Genomic DNA, 18,268 nt, shown 5'->3' with positions numbered 1-18,268 from the left:
TGCCCGGGAAAGGCCTGTACCGGATCGGAGCCGAACTCCTTCACCCACTTGCGCAGGACATTCTCGTGAACGTCCAGGTCGCGGGCTGCTTGTGCCGCCGATACCCCGCGCTCCCTGACAAGCTTCACTGCCTCAAGCTTGAACTCGCGACTGAATCTTCGTCTCTGCATGGCTCCCTCCGGCTTCATGAAACACCCAATCTCGGTGTCCACCAAACCGGCAGCAGCTCACGCAGGAGAGCCTCATCGACGGCGAGGGCCGCACCTGCCGGCTTGTACTGGTGTTGAAACCCATGCCTACGCGCGTGACGGCCGACCGAATGGAACAGCAGTGGCGCGCCGGCAAACGGGACAAGAAGAAGCTCGGCTCGTACCCATCTATTTCGCTCGCCCAGGCGCGCGAAATCTTCAAGCGCGATCACGCCAACGTCATCCCGAAGGGGCGCAGCATCAAGATCGCCGGAGACACCTGGCAAGGCAGCGGGAGCGACCTCTTCGAGGCTTATGTGAAGACGCTCAAGGATGCGGGGAAGCGATCGTGGGAAGACACGGAGAAGGGCCCCAACAAGATCGCCGACACGCCTACGCATCGCAGGCGGCAACGGACGCGCCGCTTGCGATGCGTAGGTTCGAATCGGGGGAGCGCAACCAGCTTTACTTGCTTTTCCAGGCCATGGCCTAGGTTCAAAGCGTGGGCCACCTTCGATCTCAAATTGTGAAAGTTATCGGGGGTAGTGCAGCTAGCTACGGCACATCGCAGCAGGCTCCTTCGTGTTGCAGCGTAGTAGATTTGCAGCTCATCCGCTTCGGATCCGCTCGCAGCAATCGCTTGCAGGTGGTTTATAGCGGCGCAATCACGGGGTCATGGTGCCGAGTGCCCCCGCGTGTGGCGCGGTGGCTTCGTCCGCAATGCGGGTTGCCCAGGACGCCTGGACGATCTCGGCGGTGCGGCGGATGTGTGCTTGAGACAGCTGCACCGCCAGGTCCGCATCCCGCGCCAACACCGCCTCGAGGATCGCCTTGTGCTCGGCCGCCGCGTCACGCGGCCAGCGTGCCGTTGCATCGACTCCGAGATACATGTAGCGGTCGTAACGGTCGATCAGCGTCGCGAAGAAGTCGTTGATGCGGCGCAGGCCGCTTGCGGCAATGAGGCTCATATGGAAGTCGCGATGCCGCCGTTCCCATTCGGGATCGACAGCCGTGGACTGAGAAGGGAAGCGGCCGTCCAGCCGCTGCAGGCGGTGCGCCGCAAGGACCACCGCCTCCTCCCAGGCCTCGTCGCCCTTGGCGAGCGACTGGCGGAGCGTTACGTCCGCCACCCAGCATAGCGTCGTCGCAAGATCGGCCAGATCGGCACGGCTGACCGGCGCGACACGGAAGCCACGCTTGCCTTCGCGCAGCACCAGCTCCTCGGCGGAGAGGCGATTGAGCGCCTCGCGCAACGGCGTGAGCCCGACGCGATAGCGCTCGCCGAGCGCATCGAGCGGCAAGCGCTCATCCGGCTCGAAGAGGCCGGTGAGGATATCGCGCCTCAGCCGACCATAGATAGACATCGCGAGAGTCCCTTTACCCTGCATGGAGACTCGACCTCATCAACTCGTGAACCTTTCAACACATCATATGATATGTGAACAAAGGAGATACGAAAAATAATATATTATCCTGTTGCGTATGCCGCAAAAAATATGAGAAGCTTCCAAAATAAGAAGCAATGTCCGATCGCGTCATCTCGATGGACCGGCGGTCGGCAGGGAGCGAAGGATGACCGAGACGTTGGCGCCGCCCGCGGACCGGCTGAGAGTCCGCGATGTAGATCTCGAGATTGTTCGACGGGGCAGAGGCCGCACTCTGCTCTTCCTGCACGGGTTTCACCCGCTCAACCCGGACGCCCGCTTCCTCGAGCGGCTGTCGCGCGAAGCCGCCGTCCTGGCGCCGTCCCATCCGGGATTCGGCGCCTCATCGCGGCCCGAGGATTTCGAGACCGTCTACGACCTCGTCCACCTCTACAGCGAGCTCATCGACGGGCTGCGAGACGACAAGGTCACGCTCGTCGGCGCCTCGTTCGGCGGCTGGCTCGCCGCCGAGATCGCCGCGTTGCGCCCGCATCAGCTCGATCGCCTGGTACTCGTGGATGCGCTGGGCCTGAAGCTCGGCGACCGCGAGACGCAGGACATCCTCGATATCTTCAACACCCACCCCGACACAGTTCGCCGCGAGAGCTGGCACGACCCCGACCGCGACGCCCCGGATTTCGACGCGATGTCGGACGAGGCGCTGACGCGCCACGCACGCGACTGGGAGGCACTCAGCCTCTACGGCTGGGAGCCCTACATGTACAACCCGCGCCTCAAGCGCTGGCTCGGCCGCATCGCGCTGCCGACCTTGGTGCTGTGGGGCGCCTCGGACGGCGTGGTGGCCCCCGACTATGGCCGCCGCTACGCGGCGCTCATTCCCGGCGCGCGCTTCGCCCTTGTCGACGGCGCCGGACATCACCCGGAGCGCGAGCAGCCGGATGCGCTCGCCGACCACATCCTCGATTTTCTCGATCGCTGACTGGCCCCTGTAAACTGGCCAGTGAACCTGGCCCGCGAACCCGCCCTGTAAACCCTAACAGGAGACGCCGCTCATGGACGCCTGGTGGATGTGCGAAGTGCCCTACCCGCATGTGCCGCAATCGGTGCTCGACGCCACCGATTCGGTGCGCGCAAGCCTACCCAACCGCTGGTGCGATCCACGCATCGCCGCCGATCTCTTCGAGCAGGCGATCGACCACTATCTGCTCTGCGACGATATGGGCCTCAACATCGTCGCGACCGAGCATCACGCCGGCATCAACTCGCTGCTGGGCGCCAACCCGATGCTCGTCAGCATCCTCGCGCGACAGACGCGAAAAGCACGCATCCTGAGCCTCGGCACGCTCGTGTCGCTGCGCCGCGAGCCGGTGCGTATTGCCGAGGAGTATGCGACGGCCGATGTCATCTCGCGCGGCCGCCTCGAGCTCGGTTTCGTCAAGTCGGGCGGCAGCGAGATGGCGTCGGCCAACGCCAACCCGGTCAACAACATCGAACGCTACTGGGAAGCGATCGATCTCATAGAGAAAGCGCTCACCCATCAGGACGGGCCGTTCTCCTGGGAGGGCAAGCACTTCACCCATCGCCACGTCAACATCTGGCCGCGGCCGTGGCAGGAGCGATTCAGGATGTGGGCGGCGACCGGTGACCCGCACACCGCCGCCGAAGTGGGCCGCCGCGGCATGGTGCATACGTTGGTGCTGCGCGGCCATGACGGAACGAAGCGCGCGTACGCCGCCTATCGTAAGGCGCGCGTCGAGGCTGGCCTGCCACCGGTTTCGACCGACAATTTCGCTTACAGCGCGTTTATCAGTGTCGGCGACACAGACGAGGAGGGCCAGCGGGTCGGTGAGAAGCTTTTGTGGTTCCTCAACACGAGCCTCAAATCGGCCCCGCAATACGCCCAGCTCCTGCCGGGCACCGCACCGCCCCACATCGCCGGCCAAGCCTGGCGCACGCGCCCCAAGCCACAATCAAGTGGACCCAATCTCGTCAATGCCGAGAAGGGGGTGGCGACGGCGCAGGAGAACGCCATGAAGCTGGTGTCGATGACGGTCGAGCAAGCCATGGCACAGGGCCTCCTGTTCGCCGGCAATCCCGACAGCGTCTACGCGCAGATCAAGAAGTTCCACGACGACGTCGGCGGCTTTGGCCATCTCAACATGCTTGGCCGCACCGGCTTCGTGACACATGCCGAGTCCGAGAAGAACATCCGGCTCTTCGGCAAGGAGGTATTGCCGCGCCTCAAGGAGATCGCGCCGGCAATGCCGGCATTGGAGGCGGCGGCGTGAACGCCGTCGCCGCGGCGATCGATCCGGAGCTTGCCGCGGCGAACGCCCTTCTGCGCGAGCGCGGCCTCGTAGCCCTGAACCCGGCGGCAGCGCCGCTCGGCGACGCGCGTGCCGCCCTCGCCCGCATCTCGGCTTTCCTCAACGAGGGCTCGGTGCCGCTCGACGAGGAATCCGACCTCCGCATCCCGGTGTCCGGGCCAGCGTCCGGGCGGGACATTCTCTGTCGGCTCTACCGGCCGGACGGCATCGCGCGCCCGCCGCTGCTCGTCTACGCCCACGGCGGCAGCTTCGCGCTCGGCGATCTCGACGGCTGGGATGGCGCATTGCGCGCCCTCGTGCGGCAGAGCGGTATCGCGATCCTCCATGTCGACTATCGCCTTGCGCCGGAGCATCGCTTTCCCGCCGCCTTCGACGACATAGTCGCGGCGATCCGCCATGTGACGCATTCGGGCGAGGCGCTCGGCATCGATCCGCAGCGGCTTGCAGTCGGCGGCGATTCAGCCGGCGCCAACCTCGCGCTGGGCGCGGCGCTCGCGCTGCGCGACGCTGGCGCCTCGCCACTGCGCTTTCTTCTGCTCCACTACGGCGCCTACTCGACCGACGGTGACAGTCCGTCCTGGCGGCGCTTCGGCTCGGGCGCCTACGTCCTGTCTCGGGCGCAGCTCGACTGGGTATGGTCGACCTATCTCAGCCATCCCGGACAGAAGACCGACTGGCGCGTCGCCCCGCTCCTGGCACCGCTTGCCGGGCTGCCGCCCGCCCATCTCGCGATCGGCACGCTCGACCCGCTGCTTGACGATAACGAACGGCTTGCCGCTGGCCTCGCTGCGGCGGGCGTGCCCTGCCGCCTCGTCCGCTATGACGGCCTCGTCCACGGTTACATCCGCTATGGCCGGCTCGTCGGGTCGGTGGGCCGCGCGATCGCCGACAGCGCCGCTGCGCTCCGGATGGCGCTCGGGGATTGACGGCTTGAGAAAAATGCGCCGGCCGCGGCTACCGGCAGCCGCTACCGCAAAGCGCAAACAAAAAAAGCCGGACGGAGGAAACCATGACCACCAACCCGGCCAGGTCCGAGGACCTGCTCGCGCTCTACGATCGTGCGCCACTCGATCGCCGCTACTGGACGATTTTCGCCCTCCTCGCCGTCGGCATCGCGCTCGATTTCTTCGACTTCTTCATCGTGAGTTACCTCGTCGCGGCGGTCGGGCCGAAGTGGCATCTGACCTATGGGCAGAGCGCGGCGATGCTGCTCTCAGGCGGCGTCGGAGCCATCATGGGCGCGCTCGCCTGGGGCTCCTTCTCCGACGCCTGGGGCCGAAAGAAGCTCCTGGTCGCCAGCACCTTCATCTGCGCCGCAGGCTCAGGCGCAATCGCGCTGGTACCGGACGGCGACTGGCTGCTCTTCAGCGGGCTGCGCTTCATCGTCGGCGTCGGGCTCGCGGCCTGCGCCACGCCGATCACCACGCTCAGCGTCGAGTTGACGCCAACGCGCCACCGCACCTTCATCACCGGCCTTCTCGTCGTCTTTGCAACAGTCGGTGGCTTCCTCGCGGCACTCGTCGCGGCGACGCTCCTGGGCCTCCTAGGCTGGCGCGGCGTCGCCGCCGTCGGCGTGCTTCCAGCAGTGATGGGCGTCCTCTTCCTCCTCCTCCTGCCGGAATCGGCGCGCTGGCTCGTCGCCAAGGGCCGCTTCGCCGAAGCGCAGGCGACGGTCGCGCGCACGCTGGGTCTGCGACTCGACCAAGTGCCGCTTCCCTCGGCTAAGCCCGCGAGCGAGCCCGGTCACAGTCTCGCCGAGCTCCTCGTCCGGCCGCGCTTCTTCTGGCTCACCGTCATTACCTGGACGGGCTTGGCAACGGCCGCCTATGGCATCTATCTCTGGGGGCCGACGATCATCGCGCTGCTGCTCAAGATCCCGGTGGCACAGGCGGCACACTACTTCGTCTACGTCGCCCTCGCCGGCATTACTGGCAAGGTGGTGATTTCCTGGCTCGCGCAGAAGATCGGACGAAAGCGGACCGGCGAAATCCAGGCCTATATCAGCGCGCTTGGACTGGTCGTCGCCGGACTGTGCTTCCCGATGACGATCGGCGGATTTCCCGTATTCATTCTAGCGCTCGTCATCGCCATTTTCTTCCTCGACGGTGGCGCATCGAACCTCGCGCCCTATATCGTCGAGGTCTATGGCGTGCGTCTGGGCGCGCGCTCCGCCGGGCTCTCGCAGGCAGCGAATGGCGTCGGCAAGATTCTGGGGCCTCTTTGCCTCGCGGTTATCGCCGGTGCCGACAACCCGCTATCGCCGCAGGCGACAGCCGATGCCGTGTTGCCCGCATTCCTATTCCTCGGCGCCTGTGCCCTCGCTGTCGGTCTCGCCTTCTCCTTCCTCGGGCTTGAGACGCATGGCCAGCCGCTTGCACTGGACCAGGTGCAGCAGGGCGGGCGGGCGGACGCACTCAAGCCGGCACAACCCCAGTGGTAAGGACGGTCGCTTGATGGTTTGCTGTGTAAGCGTCCGACCAGGAATGAAGTCGAAGAAATACGACCGGATGCCGTGCTTGATGTGCCAACAGGCGAACTGGCCGAGATAAGGAGCGCCATGCTCTTGGATACTCGCAGTCGTGGTGACCAGCCAATTGGATGTCTGCGGGTCTTGATCTCCATGGGTGTTAGCAGATAGCGCTCCACGTCCTGCCACTGGCCGCCTTAGGGCCACAAGCGTCCGTACCTAAATGCCAGCGGCCATTCCTATTCCACCTGTACTTGTGCCGCCCTGGCAATCTCGGTCCATTCCCTCGTTTCCACCTTGATCAGCTCGCTAAACTGGGCCGGTGTCGTCATCACAACATTGAAGCCGCGTTCGCTCAGGATTTCCTTTACAGACGCCATGCCGAGCACCTTGTTGATAGCGCTATTCAAACGGTCCACGATATCAGGCGATGTGTTCCGCGGCGCCAAGACACCGAGCCAGCCTTGGGTCGCCAGGGCGACGCCGCTTTCGGTCATTGTCGGCAGATCCGGTGCGTCACCGGCCCGTGTGGCAGAAAGAAGAGCCAACGCTTTCAGCTTTCCGCCCCGCACCAGAGGCATCATCACCGTCGTCGTATCGAATCCAAGTTTCACTTCTCCCGCCACGAGATCGTTGGCCGCGGCAGCGCTTCCCTTGTAGGGGACATGCAGGAGATCGGTGCCGGTCTTGTGCATGAAGAACTCGCCCAGAAGATGGTTGGTCGATCCGATCCCAAACGAAGCGTAAGAGAGCTTCCCCGGCTCCGCCTTTGCGAGCGCAATCAGCTCCTGCACGGAACTCGCCGGGACCGAAGGATTCGCCACCAACATGAAAGAGACCGTGCCGACTTCGGCCACCGGCTGAAACTCCTTGAGTGCTTCATACGGGGGCTTGATCTTCACGGCGGGCAGCACGACCAATTCGGATCCGCTTCCCATCAACAGCGTGTAGCCATCGGGTGCCGCGCGCGCCACCGAGGCGGCACCGATGGCCCCGCCCGCGCCGGCTCGATTATCGACGACGACCGACTGCCCCAGTTCAATCGCCAGTTCCTTGGCGACAATGCGCGCAGCCGTGTCTGTTGCACCGCCTGGAGCAAACGCAACGACAAGCGTAATAGGCTTGGACGGATATACGGATTGGGCTCGCGCTGGCATGATGGCCAGCATTGCTACTAGAAAAAGTCCAACACTTCTCAATCGTGCCTCCCCTGGCAAAAGAAATCCCTGCCATCGCCGGGTCTCCCGTCGATAGACTGTCTAATCGCGGCGTCGGCGCATGATGCGCAATGCCGCGCGCGATGCCTGACGAACGTGATGGATCGATGCCTTGCTCGCGGCCGCTTCGTCTCTCGCACGCAGTGCCACAAACATCTGCGTCAGCTCGTCAAGCGTCTCCGGCAAACGATCTGGCTGCGACATGGATGTCCTGCGTAGCAAGACGATCCTGTTGTGCAGCAGTTTCAGCATCGAACTCAGCACCTTGTTGCCGCTGCCCTCGAGGATGACGTCGTAGAAGTCGCTACTAAGCTCTAGAGTACGATTGACGTCCCCCTCCTCGGCCGCGCGCTTCAATTCTGAAAATACGCCTTCGAGCTTGTGCACATGCGCGCTCGAGGCCCTGAGCACGAAGCCAACGCATGCCTGCGCTTCCAGAACGCCTCGCACCTCGTAGATTTCTTCCGCGTCCTCATAAGACAGGACCGAGACGACCGGACCACGATTGGGTACAAGAGTGACCAGGCCCTCGGCCTCGATCTGACGCAGCGCTTCGCGGAGCAACGTACGGCTGACGCCCAGGCTTTCCATGAGCTGTCGTTCCGTCAGCCGTTCGCCCGCATCGTAGCGGCCCGAAAGAATCGCCTTCCGAAGACTTTCCTCCGCCTGGCGGCGCAGCGGAGTGGCGCTTGCAATGTCGGTCATCGTGTCAGCTCACCAGGTGGCGTTGTCGCAATGATCTTCCGATAGATTTCCATGGTGCGGGCGAGTTCCTGATTGAAGGCGCTGGGCGTCGAACCGACCCAGTCGTAACCCTGCGCAACCAAGCGTGTCGTAAACTCCCCATTCTCTCCCAACGTCTTGGCGATCGCGGCGAGACGGTCGAGAAGCGGCGTAGGGACTCCTTTCGGCCCGAACACACCGAACCATCCGTTGAACTCCAAGAGCGGCACGCCTTGCTCCTTGAAGGTGGGAACGTCAGGAAGCAATCGGCTCCGTTGCTCGCCGCTGACGGCGAGAAGACGGATCTTGCCAGCACGTGTCATCGCATCGAGGGCACTTGTGGTCAGCAGGACCGAATCGACATTGCCCGCGAGGAGGTCGGTGATGGCCTGGCTCGATCCCTTGTAAGGCACGTGTTCAAGCTTGGCTCCGGTCGCGTTAGCGAGCACGAGACCGTACAAGTGCGCCGACGATCCGACGCCAAATGTCCCGTAGGTCATAGGCGACTTTCGGGCCCAGGCGATGGCATCGCCGAGTGAGTGCCACGGAGACGAGGACAGGACAGCCCAGGCTGTCGAGGTTTCCGCTAGCAACGTGGCGGGACTGAAATCGGCAACAGGATCGACGTCAGTGTGATTCAGGAGCGGGCCCAGGGCATGGGTGCTGGATGTGCCGAGCAGGAGCGTCGAACCATCGGGCTTCTGCCGCGCGACGTATCTGTTCGCGATGGCGCCGTTCGCCCCCGGCTTGTTATCCACGACCAGGGTGGTTCCCGGCAGCAAGGGCTGGGCTGCGTTTGCGAACTCCCGGGCGAGCTGGTCGGCGCCGCCACCGGCGGCAAACGGCACGACCAACGACACGAGCGCAGGAAACGACGAGGCTTGAGCGCGGGCCGAACCGGACCATCCAGCCGCCGAGAGGGCCACGACAGACTTGTTGAAGGTTCTTCTTTTCATCGTCGATCTCCCGCCGCCCTATACCGTCGCCACCGGAGTGACGGGAGACCCGACCGCACCAGGAAGATGCAGCGGCGGCGCCGTCAGCAGGAACCGGCTGCGGCCATGTTCCCTCAGCCAGGCCGCGAGATCGCGGAGGAACCAGAGTTCGCCGAGATGGATTCCGTTCTTGAACAGGCAATGCTCATGAAGAGGCAACATCGCATGGCTCATCTGCGGCGATGGTCCTTTTGGCATGAGTTCGACCGCAAAATTGTCTGATATGAGCGCCGCAATCCCACTGTCCGTGATCCACGACAAGAGGCGCTTGTCCGAGCCGTCGAGGCCCGAACATGAATGATGCAATATGGCGGGGTCGGGGTTCTTGTTCATGCGAAGGATGACATCGTCGAGACCGGTGTAAAGACACACCATGTCACCCTTCTCGATGACGACCTTGTCCTGTTCCAGAATGCTCTGCAGATCATCGTAAGTGACGGCGTGGTTCTCACGACCGAAATGCTTGAACAGATCAATCATGGTCGCGCGCCCCTGGACGCCATGCGCGGCCAGGTTCTCGATCCCGAGCACTTCGGCAGCAGGATTCTCATAGGTCGCCCAAGGCTCGACGCCTTCACAGCGCGGCGCCGTCCTGATGCCGTTGCGGGGCCGAAATCCGTTATAGAAGGTGATCTCGGGTTTGCCGTTCCCATCGGCGTCGAAAAGGCTGCCGACATGGGCCAAGCCGTCCCACTGCGTTGAATATTGCGTGTGAAGCAGAACGACATCATCGGAAAAGACGTCGGTGCAGAGAGGATTGTCACGGGCCAGGGCAAAGCAGAAGCATTGCTCTCCCGCACTCTTGCCGGCTCGCAGCGTGGCAAAGCGCCGGGGTGGATGGCGGCTGGGATGAAGGGCGGTCCCGCCCGGATAGTCAAGAGGGAGCGACAGGCTGAAGATTCGACCGTCCCTCACCTCGGCCAGGCCCTTGAGGACCTGGTCCCTGCCGACCATGTTCATCGAACCAAGCTGATCGTCGGGACCGAATTCGCCCCAGTTCGATCCCTCAGGCCGCTGCTTCCAACGGGTCTTCATTCCTTTACCCCATCCACCACGCAATAAGGCGCTCACGCTATTGAGCTGCGTGGGCGTTTTGCAGCCGTTCCGCCTCCTGCCGCTCGGCTTCCTTCGCCGCGCGAACACTGGGACGGGCACCGATCCGCTTGAGATAGGCCGCAAGATTGGGCCAGGACGATACGTCGATGTCGTGATATTCGGTCCACATCGCGATCGTGTAGCAGTGGGCATCGGCGATCGTGAATTCGGAGCCGGTCAGGTACTCCCGATCGGCCAGGTGATCGTTCAGCCACTTGAGGCGCGCCAGGACAAGCTGACGGGCCAAGGGACGATAATCGTCCGGTGTCGTCTTCTTGAAGAGAGGCATGAATCCTCCCTTGTGGAGGTCAGAGGCAATGAAGCTCATCCACTCCATGATCCGATATCTCTCGAGAGTGCCCGCCGGCGCGCACAGTCCGCCTTCCGGGTGCAGGTCGGCAAGGTACTGCATGATGACAGCGCCCTCCGTGAGGTACTCGCCGTTGGGCAATTCCAAGGCCGGGACCTGCCCCTTCGGATTCACTTTGTAGTAGTCACTTCCATCCGGGAGCAGCTTTCGGGGCACGTCGACCCAGATCAATTCGAGAGGAATCTTGAGTTCGCGAGCGACGATGTCGACTGCAAGCGAACAACCGCGGACCTCGTGGTAGAGCTTCATATGATCTTCCTGCTGTTTAATTGACGCTTTGGTTCTTGCACTTGAGTGGGTCGCGCAGCGGAGACGGACCGAACGACCGCACCGAGCTCGCAGCCGTGGCGCGGCTTGCGTTGTGCCGATAGCTCACACCGAAAAGGTTCCAGAGGGCGATTGCGGTCACAGTCCGCGCGCCGCTGCTTCGTGCGCTTCCTGCACGAGCTGCGCTCCAACGGCCGCACGGACACTGGGCCTCGAGGCGATGCGCGTCATGTATGCCTCGAGGTGAGGCCAGGCGGCCGTATCTATGTTGTGCCGTTTCGTCCAGATGACGATCGCATAGCAGTGCGCATCCGCTATGGTGAATCGCGAACCAACGAGATAGTCGTGGTCCGCCAGATGATCATCCAGCCACTGCAATCGTCCATGGATATGGTCGAGTGCGATCTGCCGGGACTTTTCCGGAGTGATCTTCTTGAACAGCGGCATGAAGCCAGCCTTATGCAGATCAGACGCGATGAAGCTCATCCACTCCAGAATGCGGTATCGCTCGACGTCCCCCGCCTTTCCGTTCAGCCCGCTTTCGGGGCGCTGATCAGCCAGATACTGCATGATGGCCAGCCCCTCCGTGAGGTATTCGCCATCGGCATATTCGAGGGTCGGCACCTGGCCCTTCGCATTGACCCGATGAAGGTCGGAGCCATCGGGCAGGACCTTGCGAGACATATCGACCCAGACGAGTTCCAGGGGCAGCTCTAGTTCCCGGGCAACGATGTCAACCGCCAACGAACATCCATGGGATTCGTGATAGAGCTTCATGCCTTGCTTCCCTGAACCAGCCTCTTCGCGGTCAAGCGATCAACTCCGTATGAAAACCGATCAGCGATGATTGGATAGGCCACTATGATTCCTCGGCCGAGATGACTTCCCCGAACCGCTCCCATGTCTCGCCCTTGAAGCGGGCGAGCTGCACCGCCTGAACGGGATAGAAGTCGGTGGGACTGGTACTTACCGTGACGCCCGGCAGGAGAACCGGCACACGCAGCTTCTGGAAGTTCGCGGCCTGCCGCATGACGTTCTCACGCGTCAGATCATCACCGCACTTCCTGAGCGTCTGCTCCATGAGGAAGGATGCCGCATAAGCGTAAACGTAGTTGCTGTCGTCCTGGTTGGCTCCAGGCAGATAGGTCGCCATCCAATCTCGCCAGGCCTTCATCGCCGCATCGTCTTTCCACTGCCTGTCGGTGGGGTCCTTCATCCACAGACCGGTGATGATGCCCTGTCCGTTCTCATAGCCGGCCGGCTTGAAGGTGGACGCCACAGACGACGAGACATTGTTGAGGTAATGGATGGGCTTCCAGCCGATCTCCGCGGCCTTGCGGATTGCCTGAGCCGCGAACTTCGGCAAGGCGATGTTGAAGAAGACGTTCGCCCCCGAGTCCTTGAGTTGTATGATCTGGCTGTCGACCGTCGGATCGGACATCTCGTATGAGGTATGCTTCACGACCAGATCGGCATTCTTGCCCAACCCTTCCTTGAAACCCTCCCAGTAATCCTTGCCGTAGTCGTCGTTGTGCATGAGCACGCCGATTCGGGCATCCTTGACGGTGGAGAGGACGTGGCGAGCGTAGATGATCGCTTCCGTTCGGAAGTCAGGCTGGAACCCCATGGTCCATGGAAAATGGAAGACGTCGCCCCACTTCGAGGCGCCGCTCGCCACGAAGAGCTGCGGCACCTTCTTCTGGTTCAGATACTTGCGAATGGCTGTATTGGGAGCAGCGCCGAGCGGATTGAACAGGCAGAGCACCTTGTCTTGCTCGACGAGCTGACGAACCATTTCAACAGTCTTCGGAGGCGAGTAGCCATCGTCCAGGCTGACGAACCTGATCATGCGGCCGCTTATCCCGCCGCGGTCGTTCACCATCTTCCAGTACGCGTCGATTCCCTTGCCGATCACGCCATAGGACGAGCCGGGCCCGCTATACGGGTTCGTGTTGCCAATCTTGATTTCCCGGTCGGTCGCGCCATCGTCGTACTGCTTGCGCGCAAATGACGGCGGCGATGCAGCCAGAGCCCAAGCAGCCGAGGCGCCCCCAAGAACCATTCGCCGGCCAATCGTCATGCTTTCCTCGCCCGTGATTCCGCGATTGAGATATGTGCTGATGGAGGAGAAAAATTCTTCACATCAGGCTGCCTTGGCGTCGCGCTCGGCCTGTTCTGCCGCAATGACGCTGGCGCGTGTGGCGACGCGCTCCACGTAGGCCTTGAGATTCGGCCAGGAGGAAATGTCGATGTCGTGGAGCTTGGTCCACATGACGATCGTGTAGCAGTAGGCATCGGCGACAGTGAATGTCGGCCCGGTCAGGAATTCGCGACCGGCCAAATGATCATTCAGCCATTGGAATCGGATGTGCAGATTCTGCCGCGCGATCTGTCGATACTCGGCCGGCGTGTTGGGGCGAAACAGCGGCGTAAACCCTTTGTGCAACTCGGAGCTCACGAAATTCAGCCACTCCAGCACACGATATCGCTCCATCGTGCCGGGAGCCCCCAGTAGCTTGGTGCCGGGCCTACGGTCCGCGAGGTACTGCACGATGACCGGGCCTTCGGTAAGGCGCTCTCCACTGTCGAGTTCCAGCGTCGGCACCTGGCCCTTTGGGTTCACCGCGAAATAGTCGGAACCATCGCGGAGTCGCTTCGCCCGGACATCGACCCATTCGAGGGACAGAGGTATTTCCAGTTCGCGTGCGACGATGTCGACAGCCAGTGAGCAGGCGTGTGGCGTGAGATAAAGCTTCACATCAGATCTCCTCGGAGAATTCAAAGGGTCACTCGACCTTGATCTGGCGCTCGGCGACGATCCGCGCATAGCGCGCCCGACCCGTCACGATGAGGGTCGCAAGGTCGCTCGCAGAGCCGTTGCCGACATCGAAACTCATGTTGGCGAAGGATTTCCTCACCTCTTCCGAGGCCAGCGCCGTCTTCATCGCCGCACCGAGCTCTTTCAATACTCCCAGCGGCGTCTTGGGCGGGGCCATCAGGCCAAAGAAGCCGGTGATCGACAGGTCCGGTAATCCCACTTCCTTCGCCGTAGGAACGTTTGGCAGCGTCGGATCCCGCGACTCACTGGTGACGAACAGCGAAACCAGCTGACCGGCCTTGATTTGCGCAAGTAGAGGCGCCAGCACCTCGTCCATCAGTTGCGCATCCCCTCTGATCACGGCATCGCGCGCCGAGGTCGCGCCCTTGTACGGCACGTGGACAAACCGGGTATCGGTTGCCGACATGAAGATCTCGCCGAGCAGATGATTACTCGACCCGACACCCGCGGACGCGAAATTCAGGACGCCAGGCTTCCGACGCGCAAGCGCAATCAGATCGGCCACACTCTTCGCGCCAGTCTCTGGCGACGTTACGAACACGAAGGGCTGCAACGCACCGAGCGCAACGGGTTCGAGCGTCACCAGGTACGTCTGGTCGGGATAGAGCACCGGCGCAACGGCGAGCGTACTGCCACTACCCCACAACAGGGTGTAGCCATCAGGATCAGCCGTTGCGACGCGCCGTGTACCAATGCGCCCGCCGGCACCAGGCTGGTTCAGGATGACGACGGGCTGTCGCAACACCTCGGCGAGAGCCTTGGCGACCACTCGCGCCGACACGTCCGTCGATCCGCCGGCCTCGAAGGGCACGACGATCGTTATCGGCTTGTCGGGATACGGACCTGCCGCTGCCATTCCTGGCAGGACCATGCCCAGCAATACCCCAAACCAGCGAAAGACAGCCCGCGCGCCCGCCCCCATGGCACAGCCCCCTCTTCGTATCGCCCGGACTATGTACGATTATTTTCCGCAAAGAAACTATAATCGTACTACAATTTTCTCTGTTTCACGTATACAAGCAGACAAAGAGGCATGGATGTCCGCATCAGCGGATACAGAGACCGGCTTTTTCGAGAACATGAACGCGGGAGAATTCGGGATGCGGGGCACAATCCTTGTAGGAACAGCCAGCCAGGGCATTCTGCGCAGTGTCGACGATGGAGCGACTTGGCATCGACTCGGGCTCAAGGAGGCGATCGAATTCGACGGCGTCGTCCGAAGCGTTGTCGTTCATCCCCAGGATCCGAGCATCGTCCTGGCGGGCGCGGACGGCGGTCTTTGCATCAGCAAGGACGGCGGAGCACATTTCTCATTGATCGATTCGCCAATGAACGGTCAGACCGTGTGGTCGATTGCCATCGACCCGGCCAATCCTTCCTATATCTACGCCGGTACGGGCGCTCCTTCACGCGCGGCCCTGTTTCGTTCGAAGGATGACGGCAAGAGCTGGGAGCGGCTATCGCCCGAGATCCCGGAGTTCTGCCAGGGCGTCAATCGCCCGCGGATCCTGACGATCTGCATCGACCCCGTGGATACCGCGCAAGTGTGGTTCGGCGTCGAAGAAGGAGGTGCCTGGCGCAGCTTCGATCACGGCGACAGCTGGACACGCATCGATCAGGACGGTGGGATCACCAATTCCGACATCCACGCCATCGCAATCCTACCACCTGTCGAGGACAAGCCGGGGGTGGCCTTCGTGCTCACGGTAAATTCGGTGTTCACCAGCACCGACGGCGGAAGGGCCTGGACCGGGGTCCCGTCGAGGCCACGCTTCGATGGAATGTATTACACCCGTACGGTCCAACCGCTACCGGACAGCGACGTCCTCATGCTCGCCATCGGCGACGGCACGCCGGGCACCCGCAGCAAACTCTATCGCTCGGTGGATCGCGGCGTCACCTGGTCGGCATCGCTGCTGCATTCGATGCCTAACTCGACCTTCTGGGCCTTCGGTATGCATCCCGCGGACCCGCAGCTGCTCTTCGCCGGCACGAAATACGGCGACCTCTTCCGGTCGCTCGATGGAGGCGTGAGCTGGTTCAAGGAATGGCGATCCTTCCCGGAAATCACCGCGATCGCCTGGACCCCCTTTGAAGCTCCCGTCAAGGCGCATCCACAATCAATCGCCTAGTCCTTCACTGAGTACAGATTCCGTTTCAAGAGATGCGCTCGACAATGCGAACTAAAAACTTCGGCGAATTCCATATCCGCAAATGGTATCTCCAGATCGAGGATACCCTGGCAACTGAAACAGGCATTCTGGCCGACGGCGTACCCGTCCGCAAAGTCGTCATCGGCGCGGCGGTACACAATGTCTTCGCGGGCCAGTTCGTAAGTGATCTCAGCGCGATCGTCCAAGCCTCCGAGGCGCTGGGCGAGGAATTCGGGCGCCGTATCACGCATGCTCTCGGCAACGAACAAGTCGAAAGCTACGGCAAGGCCTGCCTTGTCGGCGCGGCAGGCGAATATGAACATGGCAACGCGCTGCTGACGACCGTGTTTGCCAACCCCATACGATCCGCCATCGGCGGCGCGAAGTCGTGGATTCCCTCGACCGGCAAACGCGGTTCGCCGGGAACTTCCATCGACATCCCGCTGGCGCACAAGGACGAACTGTACGTTCGGTCTCACTATGACACGATCAGCGCCATGTTCGCGGATGCTCCCAATGCCGATGAGATCGTCATTGCGTTCGCGTCGGCCACGCGGGGCCGGCTACATTCACGGCTTGGCGGTCCCAAGGCCGCATAGGAATTGAGGGTCGGCAACATGGAACCACGGACACGGAAAGTGCGAGGAAGTGGCGGATTGTCCCTCCACGTACTCGAATGGGGAGATCCATCGGCGCCAGCGATCGTAATGCTCCATGGGATAAGGGGCTATGCCCTGACCTTCGCCTCTCTGGCCACCGCCCTCCAGCCGGATTTCCGCACCATTGCGTATGACCAGCGTGGCCGGGGCGACAGCGATTGGGATCCGGAGCGCCAGTACTACACCGAGAACTACGTCAATGATCTTGCGGCCGTCGTGAGCGAGCTGAAACTCGAGCGCTTCGATCTCCTGGGACATTCCATGGGGGGCATCGCCGCATACGTATATGCGGCAGCCAACCCCGATCGTGTCCGCCGCCTCGTGATCGAGGATGCCGGCCCGGGCGCATCGGAAGACAGTGCCGGCTCGGTCCGTATCCGGCAGGAACTCCAATCCGCTCCAACGTCGTTCCAGGATTGGGACAGCGCGGTCGAGTTCATGCGCAAGCTGCGGCCAACCGTGACCGAGGCGGCGCGCCTGGACAGGCTTCGCAACATGCTAAAGCAGCGGCCCGACGGGACATGGAGCTGGAAGTACGACCATGCCGGCATCGCGGAAGCTCGCCTCAATCCGGACCCGTCCCGCATGGTCGATTTGTGGCCCCACGTCGAAGCTATCGGATCGCCGACGCTCATACTCCGCGGAGGGCGTTCGGACTATCTCAAGGCGCAAACCGCAGAAGCCATGTGCAAGCGCAATCCGAAGCTTCGCTGGGTCGAAGTTGCGGACGCCGGACATTACATCCACGACGATCAGCCTCGGATCTTTGAGGATCACGTCATTTCCTTTCTGTCGGGGAAGACTCTCTCCGGTTCAGCCTCCTGAGGCACGAGCGTCCCGCGTGCAGGAACGAAGCAAGGCACGGCAGGCGCGCGAGGGATATCCCGGTGTGGATCGAAGCGCCTCTGAGTGTCCCGTATGGAACACTGGCCGCGCTGTGCCGCCTTCTCCTCTCGTTGCCAGCCGCAAGCTACCGGCACGACGTCCTTTGATCGCATCAATCAAGTGAAGGGGAGGCATTGTTGAGTCGATTCCTGAGCAAGGACTTCCTGTCCGGGGTGATGTTTGTCGCCTTCGGGCTGGCGACGTTGTGGTTCGGGCGCAATCTGCAGCCGGGGACCACGGTACGGATGGGACCGGGCTACGTGCCGCACATGCTGGCCTACATCATGCTGGTCCTGGGCCTGATCATCAGCGCGGTCGCCCTCTATACCGGCGGCGAGATCGTCGAACGGCCGAAGTGGAAGCCGATCACCATGGTGACGATCGGCATCGTCGCCTTCGCCCTGCTGTTCGAGAGCACGGGCATGCTGCCCGCCCTCGTCGCCCTGATCTTCATCGCCTCGCTCGGCGGAGACGAGTTCAAGCTGACCGAGGTCATCGCCAACATGGTCGTGCTGACCATCCTGTGCATCATCGTCTTCAAGCTCGGTCTCGGGATGAACATCTCGGTCATCGAAGGAATCTGGTGAGATGGACATCCTCGGTAATCTCGTCCTCGGCATGCAGGTCGCGCTGTCGTTCCAGAACCTGCTCTACGCCCTCGTCGGATGCATGGTCGGCACCCTGATCGGCGTGCTGCC

19 protein-coding genes and 1 pseudogene are annotated in these 18,268 nt (G+C 62.4%); 9 read left to right on the top strand and 11 right to left on the bottom strand.

Translation table 11 applies throughout. The features are described from left to right. Positions 1–170: transposase (locus B5D62_RS32550; RefSeq protein WP_085938268.1), on the bottom strand; the 170-nt coding region annotated here is incomplete at its 3' end. Positions 171–232: 62 nt separating this feature from the next. Between B5D62_RS32550 and B5D62_RS32545 the strand changes: the two are divergent. Then, positions 233–604 (top strand): annotated as a pseudogene (locus B5D62_RS32545) (site-specific integrase); the annotation flags it as partial. Between the two features lie 249 nt (positions 605–853). Here the strand turns inward: B5D62_RS32545 and B5D62_RS32540 are convergent. Continuing rightward, positions 854–1,552, bottom strand: coding sequence for a GntR family transcriptional regulator (locus tag B5D62_RS32540; RefSeq protein ID WP_170921264.1), 699 nt, complete (start codon positions 1,550–1,552; stop codon positions 854–856). 208 nt (positions 1,553–1,760) lie between these two features. On the opposite strand from B5D62_RS32540, the gene B5D62_RS32535 reads away from it, so the two are divergent. The 4 genes from B5D62_RS32535 (at position 1,761) to B5D62_RS32520 (ending at position 6,340) form a co-directional block, all read left to right on the top strand. After that, the gene (locus B5D62_RS32535; RefSeq protein WP_085938265.1) at positions 1,761–2,552 is read left to right on the top strand and encodes an alpha/beta fold hydrolase; all 792 of its coding nucleotides are present in this window, start codon (positions 1,761–1,763) and stop codon (positions 2,550–2,552) included. Between the two features lie 73 nt (positions 2,553–2,625). Further along, a complete protein-coding gene (locus B5D62_RS32530; protein WP_085938264.1) occupies positions 2,626–3,861 on the top strand; it encodes an LLM class flavin-dependent oxidoreductase in 1,236 nt (411 codons plus the stop codon). Continuing rightward, positions 3,858–4,826: an alpha/beta hydrolase gene (locus B5D62_RS32525; protein WP_170921263.1), complete on the top strand. Its 969-nt coding sequence runs from the start codon at positions 3,858–3,860 to the stop codon at positions 4,824–4,826. The genes B5D62_RS32530 and B5D62_RS32525 overlap by 4 nt, the downstream gene beginning before the upstream one ends. A gap of 83 nt (positions 4,827–4,909) precedes the next feature. Beyond that, on the top strand, positions 4,910–6,340 hold the full coding sequence (locus B5D62_RS32520) for an MFS transporter (protein ID WP_085938262.1): 1,431 nt from the start codon (positions 4,910–4,912) through the stop codon (positions 6,338–6,340). A 266-nt stretch (positions 6,341–6,606) separates the two neighbouring features. Here B5D62_RS32520 and B5D62_RS32515 read toward each other — a convergent pair whose 3' ends face one another. From B5D62_RS32515 to B5D62_RS32475, 9 genes are all read right to left on the bottom strand, one after another. Beyond that, a complete protein-coding gene (locus B5D62_RS32515; RefSeq protein ID WP_085938261.1) occupies positions 6,607–7,536 on the bottom strand; it encodes a Bug family tripartite tricarboxylate transporter substrate binding protein in 930 nt (309 codons plus the stop codon). A gap of 90 nt (positions 7,537–7,626) precedes the next feature. After that, positions 7,627–8,289: a GntR family transcriptional regulator gene (locus B5D62_RS32510; protein ID WP_085938260.1), complete on the bottom strand. Its 663-nt coding sequence runs from the start codon at positions 8,287–8,289 to the stop codon at positions 7,627–7,629. Further along, on the bottom strand, positions 8,286–9,263 hold the full coding sequence (locus B5D62_RS32505; RefSeq protein WP_085938259.1) for a tripartite tricarboxylate transporter substrate binding protein: 978 nt from the start codon (positions 9,261–9,263) through the stop codon (positions 8,286–8,288). The genes B5D62_RS32510 and B5D62_RS32505 overlap by 4 nt, the downstream gene beginning before the upstream one ends. 18 nt (positions 9,264–9,281) lie before the next feature. Continuing rightward, entirely contained in the window at positions 9,282–10,337 is a 1,056-nt protein-coding gene (locus tag B5D62_RS32500) for a cyclase family protein (RefSeq protein WP_085938258.1), read from the bottom strand. A gap of 37 nt (positions 10,338–10,374) precedes the next feature. After that, positions 10,375–11,016: a glutathione transferase GstA gene (gene gstA / locus B5D62_RS32495; RefSeq protein WP_085938257.1), complete on the bottom strand. Its 642-nt coding sequence runs from the start codon at positions 11,014–11,016 to the stop codon at positions 10,375–10,377. A 156-nt stretch (positions 11,017–11,172) separates the two neighbouring features. Beyond that, positions 11,173–11,811 carry a glutathione transferase GstA gene (gene gstA, locus B5D62_RS32490; protein ID WP_085938256.1) on the bottom strand — a complete coding sequence of 213 codons (639 nt, stop codon included), beginning with the start codon at positions 11,809–11,811 and terminating at the stop codon, positions 11,173–11,175. 82 nt (positions 11,812–11,893) lie between these two features. Next, a complete protein-coding gene (locus tag B5D62_RS32485) occupies positions 11,894–13,114 on the bottom strand; it encodes an ABC transporter substrate-binding protein (RefSeq protein ID WP_085938255.1) in 1,221 nt (406 codons plus the stop codon). A gap of 63 nt (positions 13,115–13,177) precedes the next feature. After that, complete coding sequence (gene gstA / locus B5D62_RS32480) at positions 13,178–13,792, bottom strand: glutathione transferase GstA (RefSeq protein WP_218191414.1); 615 nt, start codon at positions 13,790–13,792, stop codon at positions 13,178–13,180. A 28-nt stretch (positions 13,793–13,820) separates the two neighbouring features. Further along, complete coding sequence (locus tag B5D62_RS32475) at positions 13,821–14,795, bottom strand: Bug family tripartite tricarboxylate transporter substrate binding protein (protein WP_085938253.1); 975 nt, start codon at positions 14,793–14,795, stop codon at positions 13,821–13,823. A 31-nt stretch (positions 14,796–14,826) separates the two neighbouring features. On the opposite strand from B5D62_RS32475, the gene B5D62_RS32470 reads away from it, so the two are divergent. The 4 genes from B5D62_RS32470 to B5D62_RS32455 all read left to right on the top strand — a co-directional run bounded on the left by B5D62_RS32470 (position 14,827) and on the right by B5D62_RS32455 (position 18,157). Further along, positions 14,827–16,005 (top strand): WD40/YVTN/BNR-like repeat-containing protein, encoded by a 1,179-nt coding sequence (locus B5D62_RS32470; RefSeq protein WP_218191413.1) that lies wholly within the window; start codon positions 14,827–14,829, stop codon positions 16,003–16,005. A 44-nt stretch (positions 16,006–16,049) separates the two neighbouring features. Next, on the top strand, positions 16,050–16,625 hold the full coding sequence (locus B5D62_RS32465) for an amino acid synthesis family protein (protein ID WP_085938252.1): 576 nt from the start codon (positions 16,050–16,052) through the stop codon (positions 16,623–16,625). A gap of 57 nt (positions 16,626–16,682) precedes the next feature. After that, positions 16,683–17,510, top strand: a complete 828-nt coding sequence (locus B5D62_RS32460) for an alpha/beta fold hydrolase (protein ID WP_218191412.1) — start codon at positions 16,683–16,685, stop codon at positions 17,508–17,510. 197 nt (positions 17,511–17,707) lie between these two features. Then, entirely contained in the window at positions 17,708–18,157 is a 450-nt protein-coding gene (locus B5D62_RS32455) for a tripartite tricarboxylate transporter TctB family protein (protein ID WP_085937550.1), read from the top strand. The last annotated feature ends 111 nt before the right edge of the window (positions 18,158–18,268 follow it).

This window comes from Enhydrobacter aerosaccus (genome assembly GCF_900167455.1).
Taxonomy (GTDB): domain Bacteria; phylum Pseudomonadota; class Alphaproteobacteria; order Reyranellales; family Reyranellaceae; genus Reyranella; species Reyranella aerosaccus.
The sequence above is the reverse complement of the archived record's forward strand: the minus strand, read 5'-3'. Positions and strand labels throughout refer to the sequence as shown.